The sequence below is a fragment of the Thermomonas sp. genome (assembly GCF_047606765.1).
GTDB lineage: Bacteria > Pseudomonadota > Gammaproteobacteria > Xanthomonadales > Xanthomonadaceae > Thermomonas.
Genome location: NZ_JASGED010000029.1, coordinates 1 through 13,924 on the forward strand (window position 1 = coordinate 1; position 13,924 = coordinate 13,924).

The 13,924-nt window shown below is 65.1% G+C and carries 8 protein-coding genes; all 8 read left to right on the forward strand.

Translation table 11 applies throughout. The features are described 5' to 3' along the window. The first annotated feature begins 93 nt into the window (after positions 1 to 93). The 8 genes from QM612_RS03100 to QM612_RS03135 all read left to right on the forward strand — a co-directional run bounded on the left by QM612_RS03100 (position 94) and on the right by QM612_RS03135 (position 13,760). The gene (locus QM612_RS03100; RefSeq protein WP_415252436.1) at positions 94 to 3,000 is read left to right on the forward strand and encodes a TonB-dependent receptor; all 2,907 of its coding nucleotides are present in this window, start codon (positions 94 to 96) and stop codon (positions 2,998 to 3,000) included. Between the two features lie 101 nt (positions 3,001 to 3,101). After that, complete coding sequence (locus tag QM612_RS03105) at positions 3,102 to 5,417, forward strand: beta-N-acetylhexosaminidase (protein WP_415252437.1); 2,316 nt, start codon at positions 3,102 to 3,104, stop codon at positions 5,415 to 5,417. 76 nt (positions 5,418 to 5,493) lie between these two features. Continuing rightward, on the forward strand, positions 5,494 to 6,408 hold the full coding sequence (locus tag QM612_RS03110) for an AEC family transporter (protein WP_415252438.1): 915 nt from the start codon (positions 5,494 to 5,496) through the stop codon (positions 6,406 to 6,408). A gap of 55 nt (positions 6,409 to 6,463) precedes the next feature. Continuing rightward, the gene (locus tag QM612_RS03115; RefSeq protein ID WP_415252439.1) at positions 6,464 to 7,660 is read left to right on the forward strand and encodes an EAL domain-containing protein; all 1,197 of its coding nucleotides are present in this window, start codon (positions 6,464 to 6,466) and stop codon (positions 7,658 to 7,660) included. A 39-nt stretch (positions 7,661 to 7,699) separates the two neighbouring features. Next, entirely contained in the window at positions 7,700 to 10,627 is a 2,928-nt protein-coding gene (locus QM612_RS03120) for an ATP-binding protein (protein ID WP_415252440.1), read from the forward strand. Positions 10,628 to 10,745: 118 nt separating this feature from the next. Next, positions 10,746 to 11,219, forward strand: a complete 474-nt coding sequence (locus QM612_RS03125) for a SixA phosphatase family protein (protein ID WP_415252441.1) — start codon at positions 10,746 to 10,748, stop codon at positions 11,217 to 11,219. A gap of 19 nt (positions 11,220 to 11,238) precedes the next feature. Beyond that, positions 11,239 to 13,179 carry a phospholipase D family protein gene (locus QM612_RS03130; protein WP_415252442.1) on the forward strand — a complete coding sequence of 647 codons (1,941 nt, stop codon included), beginning with the start codon at positions 11,239 to 11,241 and terminating at the stop codon, positions 13,177 to 13,179. A 59-nt stretch (positions 13,180 to 13,238) separates the two neighbouring features. Further along, complete coding sequence (locus QM612_RS03135) at positions 13,239 to 13,760, forward strand: nuclear transport factor 2 family protein (RefSeq protein ID WP_415252443.1); 522 nt, start codon at positions 13,239 to 13,241, stop codon at positions 13,758 to 13,760. Positions 13,761 to 13,924: the final 164 nt, after the last annotated feature.

A 13,924-nucleotide genomic window follows, 5' to 3' on the forward strand; every position in this document is an offset into this window, starting at 1 on the left:
CATGCAAGGACAGGCTGCCGCAACACGTTGACCAAAGCGGCCAGGGATCCGATGGAAAGGACCCGAAGCCACAACCGCCCTGGAGAAACAGAAATGAAAATCCGCAAAAATATGCTGACGCTCGGCATCGTGGCTGCGCTTGGCATGACCGGCACCGCCGTTGCGCAGGATGCGGGTCAATCCGCGCCGACCAAGCAGGAGGAAGCGAAAGACCTCGACAAGGTCGTGGTCACCGGTATCCGTGGCAGCCTGCAGAAGTCACTCGAAGCCAAGCGCGAGGCCAATGCCATCGTCGATGCGATCACCGCAGAAGACGTGGGCAAGTTCCCGGCCACCAACGTGGCCGAAGCCATCACGATCATTCCCGGCGTGACCATCGACAAGGCCTTCGGCCAGGGCGAGAAGGTCAGCATCCTCGGCACCGATCCGGCGCTGAACCGCACCCTGCTCAACGGCCAGACCATCGCGTCGGCAGACTGGTTCATCACCGACCAGCCGGGCCGCACCTTCAACTATTCGCTGCTGGCCCCGCAGTTGGTGAGCAAGGTGGAAGTGTTCAAGTCGCCCGAGGCGCACATCGACGAAGGTTCGATTGGCGGCACCGTGATCGTGCATACCCGCAAGCCGCTGGAACTGCAAGGCACTACCATCTCAGGTTCGGTGGGCTATCTGTACAACAACCGCATCGGTAGTGGCGACCCGTCGATTTCAGGCATGTTCGGCTGGAAGAACCAGGCCGGCAACTTCGGCCTGATCCTGTCGGCGCAGCGCGCGGACGAGAGCATCCGCCGCGATGGCATCGAGTCCTACGGCACCGTGACTGGCGACCACTACATCAATGGCCGCGAAGGCGCGCCAAACTCGATCACCAGCACCAGCGACAACTGGGCCACCAATCCGCCGACCGTCATGCCGCCAGCCTGCGTTGACGCTTGCAGGACCACCCTGCTGGCCAATCCCAATGCGGTGGCACCCAACGCGATCAGCGCCCATTACTTCGAGCAGCAGCGCGAGCGCGACACCCTTTCGCTGGCCGTGCAGTTCAAGCCGCACGAGAAGATGGACGTTGAATTGAACATGCTGGACGTGAAGGCCGGCTACGACAACATCAGCCATTCGATGTTCGCCTTCAACGGCAACGTGTGGAATTCGCTGGCTGCCATGACCGACCTGACCGTCGATGGTGGCGTCATCACCAAGGCCAGCTTCCGCAATGCGCTGACGGTGTATGACCTCATCAACCGCCAGGCCACGGTGGATACCGATTCCTACGACCTGAAGGTCAAGTGGAGCGACGAAAAATGGTTCGCCTCGGCGCATGGCGGCATCTCCAAGGCCACCGGCGGCACCGGGCGTCAGGTCTTCGGCGAGTTCCTCAACAAGGCCCACTACAGCTACGACCTGACCGGCAAGGTACCCACGCTGCACTTCGGCGGTTACCAGACCGATGCCATCCAGGACGTGCCCAGGCATGCCGCACCCGGCAATCCGGGCAGCCCGTTCAATGACCCCAGTGCCTACAGCTTCGATCGCGGCGAACCCTGCACCCAGTACTCCTGGGGCTGCGGCTGGCATGCCGACCCTGCCACCGCTGAAAACTGGAAGCCCGGCTGGGGCGGCAACATCGTCACCAAGCCGACCCGTGACGAGGAAAAGTACCTGCAGGCCGACTTCGGCATCTATCTGGATTCGGCGATCCACCAGATCCGATTTGGCGTGAAGCGCCGCGAGCACGAAACCGCGCAGTCGATGACAGGTGTCTCGCTGGGTTCGATCAAGGGCTATGGCGATGCCAGCGCCGACATGTTCGATCCGCGTTCGCTGCCGAGCAATTACCTGTCCGGTTTCGGTGACGTGGGCGATCTCAACAGCCGTTTCATGATCGATGGCTGGAAGCTGGCCGATTACATCCTCAGCGGCGATTGGCTGGCCCCGTGGCAGACCATGCCAAGCCCGAGCACCTTCACGGATGCCTCGTACGCGGCCAACACCTGGACCGTGACCGAAGACGTGACGGCGGCCTACGTGCAGGCCGACTTCAGCACCGAGCGCCTGCGCGGCAACGTCGGTGTGCGTCTGGTGCGTACCGAGTCCGAGAGCACCAGCTGGCAGTGCATCGGCTACATCAATTGCACCTCGACGTATGCAGCCAACAACGGTGTACACAAATACCAGTTGGCCACCGTCAAGAAGGCGTACAACGACGTGCTGCCGAACGTGAACCTGGCGTTCGACCTGAACGACCAGGTGGTGCTGCGCGCCTCGGCGGCCAAGGTGATCTCGCGCCCGAACTACGGTGACATGTCCAGCTATCTGTGGCTGGGCGACCAGACCCGGACCGGCGGTGGCGGCAATCCGGATCTGGATCCGTACAAGTCCACCAACCTGGACTTCTCGGCGGAGTGGTATTTCGCGGACAACGCGATCCTGGCCGGCACCCTGTTCCACAAGCGGGTGAACGACTACATCCTGGTCAGCACCCAGAAGGAGCAGCACTACAACCAGGCCGAGCAGGGTGTCACCGAGTTCGACGTTTCGCGTCCCAACAATGCGGGCGATGCCAAGGTTCAGGGCTTCTCGCTGGCGTTCCAGAAGACCTTCGACAATGGCCTGGGCCTGCTGGCGAACTACACCTATGCCGATGCCAAGGCCGATAGCGGTGCCCATCTGCCATACAACTCGAAGAACCAGGTCAACCTCAGCCCGTTCTTCGAGAATGATCGCTGGAGCGCGCGCGTGACCTATTCCATGCGCTCGAAGTACTACACCAACGTCGATCGCGGCAATTATCTGGTCACGGACGATTACGACTCGGTGGAAGCCAGCGTCAACTTCAAGATCAACGGCAAGCTGTCGATCGGTCTTGACGGCATGAACCTGCTGGACAGCGAATATCGCTCCTACGCGGAAGTCCCCGGCGTTGCCAACACGGAGATGCTGGTGCGCGGCCTGTACAAGACCGGTCGCCGCTACATGGCCACAGTGCGCTTCCAGTTCTAATTGCGATTGCTTCTTTGGCTGTAACCCCCCGGATCGGGGCCCGCAACCCGGGCCCCGCTTTTTTTGGTGCGAGAATCGATGCGCCACGACGAGGAGACCACATGAAATCCCGCCATGTTCCACGCCTGTCCGCCATCGCACTTGCCCTGTGCCTGACATTGCCGCCGCTTGCCGCGACCGCCGCCGATGGCACGCCGGCATTGATCCCGCTGCCCGCCAGCATCGAGGCGCGCGAGGGCAGCTTCACGCTTGGCCCGGACACGCGCCTCGTAGTGTGGGGCGGTGATGAACAGGCCGTGCATGCGGCGCGTGATTTCGCTGGCTTGATGCAAAGTTCGCGCGGCTTCACCCCGAAGCAGGGCGCGGCGCGACGTGGTAACCAGGTCGAGTTCGTGCTGGATCGCAAGGCCAGCTTGCCTGGCGATGAAGCCTACCGGCTCGACATCGACGATGCGGGTGCAAAAATCGTGGCGCGTGCGCCTGCCGGCCTGTATTACGGCGCGGTCACCCTGTGGCAACTTGCCACTGCCGATGGCGGCACCGGCGCGGCCCGCATCGACGCACAGCGGATCGAAGATGCACCACGTTTCGGCTGGCGCGGCTTCATGCTGGATTCCGCGCGCCACTTCTGGAGCGTGGACGAGGTCAAGCGCGTGCTGGACATGATGGCCATGCACAAGCTCAACACCTTCCACTGGCACCTCACTGATGACCAGGGCTGGCGCGTGGAGATCAAGCGCTATCCGCGCCTGACCCAGGTCGGCGGCTGCCGCATTCCCTCCGGTGATGCCGGCAAACTTCCGCTGACCGGCGCGCCGCGCCTGTATTGCGGTTATTACACGCAGGGACAAATACGCGAAGTGGTGCAGTACGCCGCACAGCGCCACATCACCGTGGTGCCGGAGTTCGACGTGCCCGGCCATGCCACTGCCGCCATTTCCGCGTATCCGGAGCTGGGCACCACCGACAAGCTGCTGCAGCCGTCCAGCGAATGGGGCGTGTTCCCCAATCTGTTCAACGTCGAGGAAAGCACGTTCCAGTTCCTTGAAAACGTGTTCGACGAAATCGTCGCGCTGTTCCCCGGTACCTACATCCACGTCGGTGGCGACGAGGCGGTGAAGGACCAGTGGATCGCGTCGCCGCGCGTGCAGGAGCGCATGCGCGAAGTGGGCGCGAAGAACGAGATGGAAATGCAGAGCCACCTGATCCGGCGGCTTGAGCGGCATCTTGCCAGGCATGGCCGTCGCCTGCTGGGCTGGGACGAAATCCTGGAAGGCGGGATTGCACCGAACGCCACGGTGATGTCATGGCGCGGCACCGAAGGTGGCATCGCCGCCGCCAAGTCCGGCCATGACGTGGTGATGACGCCGGCCAGCCATCTGTATTTCGACTACCACCAGACGCTGTCGCCCAATGAGCCGCCGGGCCGGCCGGTGCAGGTGACGCTGGAGAAGGTCTATGGCTTCGAGCCGGTGCCGGCGGAACTCACCCCGGAGCAGCACAAGCACATCCTCGGCGTGCAGGCCAACCTGTGGACGGAGCACACCCGCAATTTCGCGCGCGTGCAGCATCACGCTTTCCCGCGCCTTGCTGCGGTGGCGGAGATCGGCTGGTCGCCGGCAGCCAAGCGCGACTATGCAGGCTTCCTGACCCGCCTGCCGGTGCAGTTGCAGCGCTACAAGGCGCTGGGCATCGAATACGCAAAGACACCGTTCGAAGTGCTGGCGAAGGCCGAGGACGAGCGCAAGGCCGGCACCGTGAAGGTGGCGCTGGACAACACGCTGGGCTACCCGATCCGCTACACCACCGACGGCAGCGAGCCGAATGCGCAGTCGCCGCTGTACGCCGCGCCGGTGGAAGCAAAACTGCCGCTGGACATCCGCGCCGCCGCGTTCGCCGGCAACACTGCGTTGGCTCCGGCCACGCTGCACAGGTTCGATGCCGTGAGCCTCTTGACCCGCACGGACGAACAGCTCGCCACCTGTCCGGACACGGGCCGTTTGCTGCTGCGGCTGGAGGACGACGGCCCCGCCGAAGGCGAGCGCGCGATCTTCAACGTCACCATCTTCTATCCGTGCTGGCTGTGGCCGCAGGCGGACATGGACGGCATCGGCGCGATGAAGGTGCGGCTGGGGCGCATTCCGTACTACTTCCAGTTGGCCCATGACGAACCGAACCGCCGGTTCCTGCCGGCGCAAACGCCGAATGGCGAACTGCTGGTGCAGTCCGGCGGCTGCAGGGGGCCGGTGCTGGCCCGCCAGCCGCTGCCGGCAGATACCGGCGCGGACGGCTTCATCGACGTGGACGTGCCGGTGAAGAACGTCGCGGGTCGCAGTGACCTGTGCTTTACCGCCACCGGCGACACCCGCCCGCTGATGTGGGTGCTGGATCGGGTCACGTTGCAACCGGCGAAGTAATCGCAACATCCCGCGCGCCCATCATCCGGGCGCGCGGGTCGGTTAGGCTGCGCGTCCGCCCCCACGCGCTGATTCGATGGCCTTCGACGCCTTTGCCCTGATCCTCGGCATGCTTGCACTGGGCATGTTGTTTGCGCGCTTGCGCATGCTGCCCGACAGCGCGCCCGAAGTACTCAATCTGGTGGTGCTGCATGTCTGCCTGCCGGCGGCGGTGCTGATCTACGTGCCGCGCCTGCGGCTGGATGCCTCGCTGCTGGCATTGGTCGCCACGCCATGGCTGCTGATGGGCGCGACGGTGGCGCTGGTGCTGGCCTGCACGCGCTGGCTGCATCTGCGTCGCGACCAGCACGCAGTGCTGCTGCTGTGCGTGGGGCTGGGCAATACCAGTTTCATCGGCTACCCGATGGTGCAGGCGCTGCTGGGCGAACAGGCGCTGCCGTATGCGGTGGTCTATGACCAGTTGGGCAGCTTCCTGCTGCTGTCCAGTTTCGGCCTGTACGTGGTGGCGGCTTATGGCGGTGACACACCGCCTTCGCCACGTGCGTTCGCGCTGCGGATGCTGCGCTTCCCGCCGCTGTGGGCGCTGGTGTTCGCTTTCGTGGCGATGCCGGAGCATCCACCCGCATGGATCGCGGCGATGCTGCGCAGGCTGTCGGACGCGCTGCTGCCGCTGGTGATGCTGGCGGTGGGGCTTTCGATACGGCTGCGCATGCCGCACGAGGAACTGCGCCCGCTGTTGGCCGGGCTGGCGCTGAAGCTGCTGCTGTTGCCCTTGCTGGCGCTGGGTTTGGGCAAGGCGATGGGTCTGCATGGCGACATCCTGCACGCCAGCGTATTGGAGGCAGGCATGCCGGCGATGGTCACCGCTGGGGCGCTGGCGATCAGCCATGGGCTGGCCCCGAGACTCGCTGCGGCGCTGGTCGGCTACGGCATTTTGCTGTCCTTGCTGAGCCTGCCGGGCTGGGCCTGGCTGCTGCGGCAGTTGTCATGAACCGCGCAAGCTGCGGTAGGCTTGCCACTTGCCGCATGCATCCGGGGAAGATGGCATGAGTTGGTCGGGGCTACAGGTGATGGTGGTGGAGGATCACGGCTTCCAGCGCCGGATCGCGCTGCACCTGCTGGGTGAGATCGGCATCGAGCGCGTGCTGGAAGGCGCGGACGGCCTGCATGCGCTGGACGTGCTGCGCAGGCAGGACGCGCCGCCGGACGTGGTGCTGGTTGACCTGGACCTGCCCGGCATGGACGGCATCGAATGCATCGGCCACATCGCGCAGGAGCGCCTGGCGCGTGCGGTGGCGGTGGTCAGCGCGCTGGATCCTGCCCTGCTCAATACCGTGCAGACCATGGCCCGCGCCTACGGCCTGCGCGTGCTGGGCAGCGTGGAAAAGCCGCTCACCCGCGAAAAGCTGGAAGGCGTGCTGAACCGCTTCGACGAGCAAGCGGGCGAGGAACAGGACGATCCCGATACCGAGTTCGGCATCGACATGCTGGCCGAGGCGCTGGAAAAGGGCGAGATCGTGCCGTGGTTCCAGCCGCAGGTGGAGTTCGCCAACGGCAAGGTGATCGGGGTGGAGGCATTGGCGCGCTGGGAGCGCCCCGACGGCAGCGTGGTACGCCCGCTGCATTTCGTGCCAGTGCTGGAACGCGAGGGGCTGGCGAATGCGCTGACCGACCGCATGCTGAGCGAGGGCTGCCGCTGGAAGCGGCAATGGGACCACGGCAGCACGCGGCTCAAGCTGTCGGTGAACGTGCCTGCGGTGGCGCTGGCCGACCCCTCCACCGCCGACCGCTATCAGGCCATCGTGCAGAGCTACGACATCGAGCCGGAAGAAGTGGTGCTGGAAATCACCGAAAGCTCGGTGATGTCCGATGCCGCGCGCGGGCTGGGCCTGCTGGCGCGGCTGCGGCTGAAGGGCTTTGGGCTGTCCATCGACGACTTCGGCACCGGCTATTCCTCGCTGGCGCAGTTGTCGCAGATTCCCTTCACCGAATTGAAGATCGACCAGGACTTCGTGTTCGAGGCGCACGCGCAGCCGCGCAAGCGTGCGGTGGTGGAAGCCAGCCTGGATCTGTCGCGCAAGCTGGGGCTGACCACCGTGGCCGAAGGCGTGGAAACCGTCGAGGACTGGCAGATGCTGGCCGAGCTGGGTTGCGACGTGGCCCAGGGCTGGCTGATCGGCAGGCCGGCACCGGGCAGCGAGTTGCAGGCGCTGGTGTCGCGCTGGCGTCGCCCGGGCTATTGAGGTCGCCCGCGTCCGGCATGCGCGCAACGGAGCATCGGCATGCGGTTTGATCCGTCCAAGCTGGGCATCCGCCACCAGCTGCTGGGCCTGTTCGGCCTGTTCCTGCTGACTGGCGCGCTGGTGCTGCTGATCGACGAGATCGGCCAGTACTACACCCGGCAGTCGATGATGGCGATGCGCGATGACGTGCAGATCGGCATCCGCCGCATTCGCCGGCTGGCCGATGCCTACGGCCAGGACGTGGTCAACACCACCTTCCGTACCCGCAATTACCTGATCGACTGGGAGCAGGCCGATCGCCGCGTGACCGAGGCGCAGGCCGCGACGCAAAGCGACTGGGAAGCGCTGCAGGCAATGCCGCTTGCCGGCGATGACAAGGCGCTGCTGGAACAGGCGTTGCTGGCGCGCCCGCGTGCCGATGAAGCCGCCGCCAGCCTGCACCGGATCCTGCAGTCGCGCGACATCCTGGAACTGGGGCGCTTTGCCGACCGCGAGCTGTACCCGGCCATCGACCCGGTGGTCGAACGCCTGACCGCGCTGGCCGAGCGTGGCGAATACCGCGCTGACGTGCTGGTGCAGGCGGAGATCGTGCGCGGCAAATGGCTCAGCCGCGTGCGCATCGCACTGGCGCTGCTGTGTTTCGGGCTGGCGGTGGTGTACGGGCGGCGCATCCTGCGCAACGGCTATCGCGGGGTGGAAAGCCTGACCCGGCTCGCGCGCAAGATGGAGCAGCACGACTACACCGCGCGTCCGCACTACATTCCGCGCGGCGAGCTGGGCGAGGTGATGGACAGCTTCCTGCAGATGCGCGACCACGTGCGCAGGATTGAAACCCAGCTCAACGACCAGCTTGCCAGCAACGACCGCGTGCGGGTGGCGCTGGAACGCCGCGAGCATTTCCAGCGGCTGCTGCTGGAAGCGGCACAGACTGCGATCTTTGCGGTCGATGAGGAGGGCGTGTTCTCGCAGGTGAACCCCTTCGGTGAAATGCTGCTGGGCTGGCCGGCGGGTTCGCTGCTGGGGCGCGAAAAGCTCGATGTGGTGCTCGACAAGGACGCCGTGGGCGCGTTGGCGCGTTCACTCAGCGAGGCCTACGGCCAGCGTGTTGCGGCGGACTGGACGGCGCTGCGCCTGCTGGCCGAACACCACGAGCCCCCGCGCGAGTTCGTGCTGCGCCACCAGCGCGGGCGCACCTTGCCGGTGCTGCTGGCGTTGTCGGCGATGCGTGATGACAGCGGCGCGATGGTCGGCCTGCTGGCGGTGGCCACCGACCTGACCGTGCTCAAGCGGCTGGAACGCGCACTGCGTGACAGCGAAACACGGGCGAAGGAAGCAAGCCAGGCCAAGAGCTCGTTCCTGGCCTCGATGAGCCATGAAATCCGCACCCCGATGATCGGCGTGACCGGCATGATCGAGGTGCTGTCGCACACCCAGCTGGATGCCGAGCAGCGGCGCGCGCTGGGCGTGATCCAGGCCTCGGCGGAAACCCTGCTGCGGATCATCGGCGACATCCTCGACTTCTCGAAGATCGAAGCCGGGCGGATGGAACTGGAACTGGTGCCAACCTCGCTGCCGGACCTGATGCACAGCGTGGTCGCCAACTACGCGGCTTCGGCCTCTGCCAAGGGCATCAGCCTGGAGTGCCGGATCGATCCGCAGATCGCGCCCGCGCATTACGCCGACCCGGTGCGCCTGCGGCAGGTGATCGGCAACTTCCTGTCGAATGCGATCAAGTTCACCGAGCGTGGCGGCGTCACCGCCGTGGTGGAACTGCGCGGCCACGATGCCGACGATGGCGCGATGGGCTGCGACCGCCTCTCGTTCCAGGTCATCGACACCGGCATCGGCGTCAGCGAGCAGGCGCGCGCGCGGCTGTTCCAGCCGTTCTCGCAGGCGGAGGCAAACACCACCCGCCGCTTCGGCGGCACCGGGCTGGGCCTTGCCATCAGCCGCCGCATCGCCGAGCTGATGGGCGGTAGCGTGGAGATGGATTCCACGCTGGGACAGGGCAGCACCATGCGGCTGGAAGTGCGCCTGCATCGCGCGCCAGCGGAGGAACTGCCCAACCTGATGCTGCCGGGCCGGCGCGTGGCCGGTTTCACGCCGCGCGCATTGCCCACCATCGAGCAGGCCGAACGCGAACGCAGCCTGGTGCTGCTGGTCGATGACCATCCCACCAACCGGCAGGTGATCCAGCGGCAACTGGCGCTGGCCGGCTACGCATCGGAAGTGGCATGTGATGGTCGCGAAGGTCTGGAGCGTTGGCGCAGCGGGCGTTATGCACTGCTGCTCAGCGACGTACACATGCCGCTGATGGATGGTTACCAACTGGCTGGCGTGATCCGCGCGGAGGAAGCAAAGCGCGGGCTGCCGCGCACGCCGATGGTGGCGCTGACGGCGTCGGCATTGAAGGGCGAAGCCGAGCGCTGCCTTGAAGCCGGCATGGACGACTATCTGGCGAAGCCGGTCGGCATCGAAACCCTCGGTGCCTGCCTGCAACGCTGGTTGCCGCATACCGCGTCCGTTGCTGGCATTTCCAACGAAGAGGCGATGCGCATCCAGACCGCCAACAACGAACAGGCAACCGCCGACCTGCCGCCAGCGGATGCGCCGGTGCAACCTGCCGGCCTGGAAGTGTTGCGCGCCGCCGTGCTTGACCAATTGACCGGTGGCGGCAGCGATGCAAACCGCGCACTGCTCGCGGATTTCCTTGCCAGCACTGACGAGGACATGCGTGAACTGGAACGGTTGCAGGCACTCGCCGATGCGCCGGGCGTCACCCGGCAGGCGCACAAGATCAAGGGCGCGGCGCGGCTGGTGGGTGCGATGCAGCTGGCCGCTGCCGCCGATGCGCTGGAAAGCACGGGCCGTGGCGGTGACTGGCAGCAGGCGCCAGTGTTGGTGGACGCATTGCGCGCGGCGGTCGCTGCATTGCACAAGTACCTTGCCGGGCAGGGCGCAGGCTGAACAAGAAGGTTGCGAAAGGCGTTCGTTTCAGCATCGCCCGTTGTACCCTGCCGGCATGCCCGCGCCGTCGCCGGGCCGGCCTTGATGCCGCCATGCACCAACCCCGGGAGGACGCACGATGCGCCAATTGATCCTGCTTCGCCACGCCCATGCCGAGCCCGCCAGCGCCGGACAGGACGACCACGACCGCCCGCTGTCCTCGCTCGGGCTGGCCGAAGCCCGCGCCGCCGGCGAATGGTTGCGCGCCAATGGCCTGCAACCCGACCGCGTGTTGTGTTCCTCCGCGCTGCGCACGCGCCAGACGCTGGACACGCTGGGTGAGCTGGGCGATGCCGAGCGCCGGCAGGAGCCGTCGATCTACGAAGCCAGCCCCGGCACGCTGGCCGCACTGGCCGATGCCAACAACGATGCCGGCTGCCTGCTGCTGATCGGCCACAACCCCGGTCTGGAACAACTGGCCGCGCTGATGCACAGCGGCCAGACCGGCGACTATCGCGGCATGCCGCCCGCTGCCATCGCGGTACTGGACTTGCCTGCGGGCGCAGTGATCGAACCCGGCATTGCCCGCCTGTCCGCGTTCTGGTGGCCATAGGCCGCGCGAAGGGATCGCGATGCGTCATCGCTTCACCCTCGCGCTGCTGGCGCTGTTGTCGCTGGCCGGTTGCGCAACGCTGTCGCCACCGCAGCGCGATGCCGCCGTCGGCATCGCCCATGCCGCGCGCAGCACGCAGGTGGACTGCAACCGCGAGGATGCCTGCGCGCTGCCATCGCCGCTGATGGACGCCGCGCGCGAGACGATGGCGGCGTCCACACCGGAAGCGCCACGGCACAACGCCCTGATCCTGGACAACGCGCCCGATGCGCTGCTGGCGCGCATCCATCTGATCCGTTCCGCACGCCACAGCATCGACCTGCAGACCTACATCTTCGACGAAGATGATTCCGCGCAGCTGGTGCTGGATGAATTGCAGGCCGCAGCCTTCCGCGGTGTGCGCGTGCGCGTCTTGCTGGATCAACTGGCTGCGCTGAAACAGCTGGACACGCTGGCGGCATACAGTGCGTTGCATGCCAATTTCGAATTGCGCGTCTATAACCCGGTGCTGGATCGCGGCCGCTTGTCATTGCCGATGTACGCGGTTGCTGCCGCCTGTTGCTGGGGCCAGCTCAACCGGCGCATGCACAACAAGCTGCTGCTGGTCGATGGCATCGCCGCGATCACCGGCGGGCGCAATTATCAGGACGACTATTACGACTGGGACGCGCACTTCAATTTCCGTGACCGCGACCTGCTGCTGACCGGGCCTGCGCTGCGCGACATGGCGGTGAACTTCGAAGCGTTCTGGAACTCGCGCCGCAGCGTGCCTGCAGAGCAGTTGGGCGATGTCGCCCGCCACCTGCTGAAGAACGGGCCACCGCCGCCGCCACATCATCCCTATCGCAAGCCGGAGCGGGTGCGCGCATTGCTGGCCGACGTGGCCGATCCGCAGGTGCTGCGCGAACGCTTCATCACCCCGGCGCTTGCGGTGCAGAACGTGCAGTTCATCGCCGACTTCCCGGTCAAGCATCGGCTGGATGCGCCCGCGAAGAACCACGTCCCGGTGCGCACGGATGCGGCCAGCACGCGGTTGATGGAACTGATCGCCGGCGCGCGCGAGGACGTGCTGCTGCAAACGCCGTATCTGGTGCTGTCGCGGCAGGCGCAGCGCACGTTCCGCCACCTGCACAAGCAGGACGCGCCGCCGCGCGTGCGCGTGTCCACGAATAGTCTTGCCGCGACCGACGCCTTCATCACCTACGCGATGTCGTACAAGTACAAGCGCCGCTACCTGCACAAGTTCGGTTTCGAAATCCACGAGTTCAAACCGTTCCCGGCGGATGCGCCATTCGAGTTCGGCATCACCGGTGCGGACTTGCCGGAACTGGACGCAGACGAACCCGCGCAGCCCGCACGCCGCAGCCTGCGCCAGCGCCTGCTTGCATTACGCGGGCTGGATTCCGAGCCGGAGAGTGAAGCTGGCCGGCGTTCGCCGTTTGGTTCAGCCGGTGGCATGCCGGTACGGCTCAAGCGCGCCGGCATCCGCATGGGCCTGCACGCAAAATCGCTGGTGGTGGATGGCCGCGTTGGCGTGGTCGGCACCCACAATTTCGACCCGCGCGGCGACACCCTCAACACCGAAAGCGCGGTGGTGATCGAAGACCCTGCGTTCGCCCGCGCGCTGGCCACCAGCATTCGCCGCGACATGGCACCCGGCAATGCATGGACCATCGCCCGCCGCGACCGCCCGCCGGTGCTGTCCGGGCTGGAATATTCGCTGGGGAAGATTTCCGAACGCCTGCCGATCTTCGACCTGTGGCCGATCAAGTACGCCACCAGTTACGAATACGCACCCGGCCCGGATTGCCCACCCGGCGAACCGCCGTCACCTTTCTCCCCGCACTTCCGCGCCTGCCACAAACCCGTCGGTGATTTCCCCGAAGTGGACATGGGCCTGAAGCGCCTCGGCGTGCGCGTGTTCACCGGCTTCGGCTCCGGGTTGTCGCCGATTTTGTAGGGCGCAGTTTTCCTGCCTCCGATGAGGCATAGAATGGCGTTAAACCCCAGAGAAATATCATGGCACCTCTCAAGAAACTCGCCCTCGTTGCTCTTCTCTCGCTGTCGGTCGCCTCGCAATCCACACTGGCTGCCCATAACGACCCTAAAGATGTTGAGGCAATCCGCGAAGTTGTGGAGGCATTCCGCACATCAATCATCAACAAGGACAAGGCAACTTTTGTTGGCCTTTTCTACTCTGATAATCCTGAACATGTGACGTGGCAGATGGTGGACGACGATGCTCGGGTTGCACGACTCAAGGAGTTCGTACCCGAAGCGAGCAGGGTGGTCAGGTGGACAGAGAACAACTACCTGGGCATGATCGATTCGACAGATTCGGAATCGATCGAGGAAGTATTTCGGGGCGTAACCATAGATACGGATGGATTGGTCGCTTCCGTGAACTTTGACTATTCCGTTCTGCGCAATGGGGAAGAATCCCATTGGGGCCGAGAGATGTGGCATTTGGTCCACACCGAAGACGGCTGGAAGATCATCTCAGTAATATGGTCACAGCGAGACCCTGTATCCAACCAGTGAGCGAATTCATTCAAGTCGGCACCGCTTCGCGGCGCGGCTTAGGGAAGGTCTGAACAAGCCGTCATTCCGGCGAAAGCCGGCTGCTTCTGACAAACGAATGTTTGTCCAATCCAGCTGTTTGGTAAGTCACTGAAAAAGCTGGATCCCGGCTTTCGCCGGGATGA

Excerpts from the sequence above, each read along its gene's own strand:
- QM612_RS03100 (WP_415252436.1), top strand. The coding sequence starts at position 94 with ATGAAAATCCGCAAAAATATGCTGACGCTCGGCATCGTGGCTGCGCTT.
- QM612_RS03105 (WP_415252437.1), top strand. The coding sequence starts at position 3,102 with ATGAAATCCCGCCATGTTCCACGCCTGTCCGCCATCGCACTTGCCCTG.
- QM612_RS03110 (WP_415252438.1), top strand. The coding sequence starts at position 5,494 with ATGGCCTTCGACGCCTTTGCCCTGATCCTCGGCATGCTTGCACTGGGC.
- QM612_RS03115 (WP_415252439.1), top strand. The coding sequence starts at position 6,464 with ATGAGTTGGTCGGGGCTACAGGTGATGGTGGTGGAGGATCACGGCTTC.
- QM612_RS03120 (WP_415252440.1), top strand. The coding sequence starts at position 7,700 with ATGCGGTTTGATCCGTCCAAGCTGGGCATCCGCCACCAGCTGCTGGGC.
- QM612_RS03125 (WP_415252441.1), top strand. The coding sequence starts at position 10,746 with ATGCGCCAATTGATCCTGCTTCGCCACGCCCATGCCGAGCCCGCCAGC.
- QM612_RS03130 (WP_415252442.1), top strand. The coding sequence starts at position 11,239 with ATGCGTCATCGCTTCACCCTCGCGCTGCTGGCGCTGTTGTCGCTGGCC.
- QM612_RS03135 (WP_415252443.1), top strand. The coding sequence starts at position 13,239 with ATGGCACCTCTCAAGAAACTCGCCCTCGTTGCTCTTCTCTCGCTGTCG.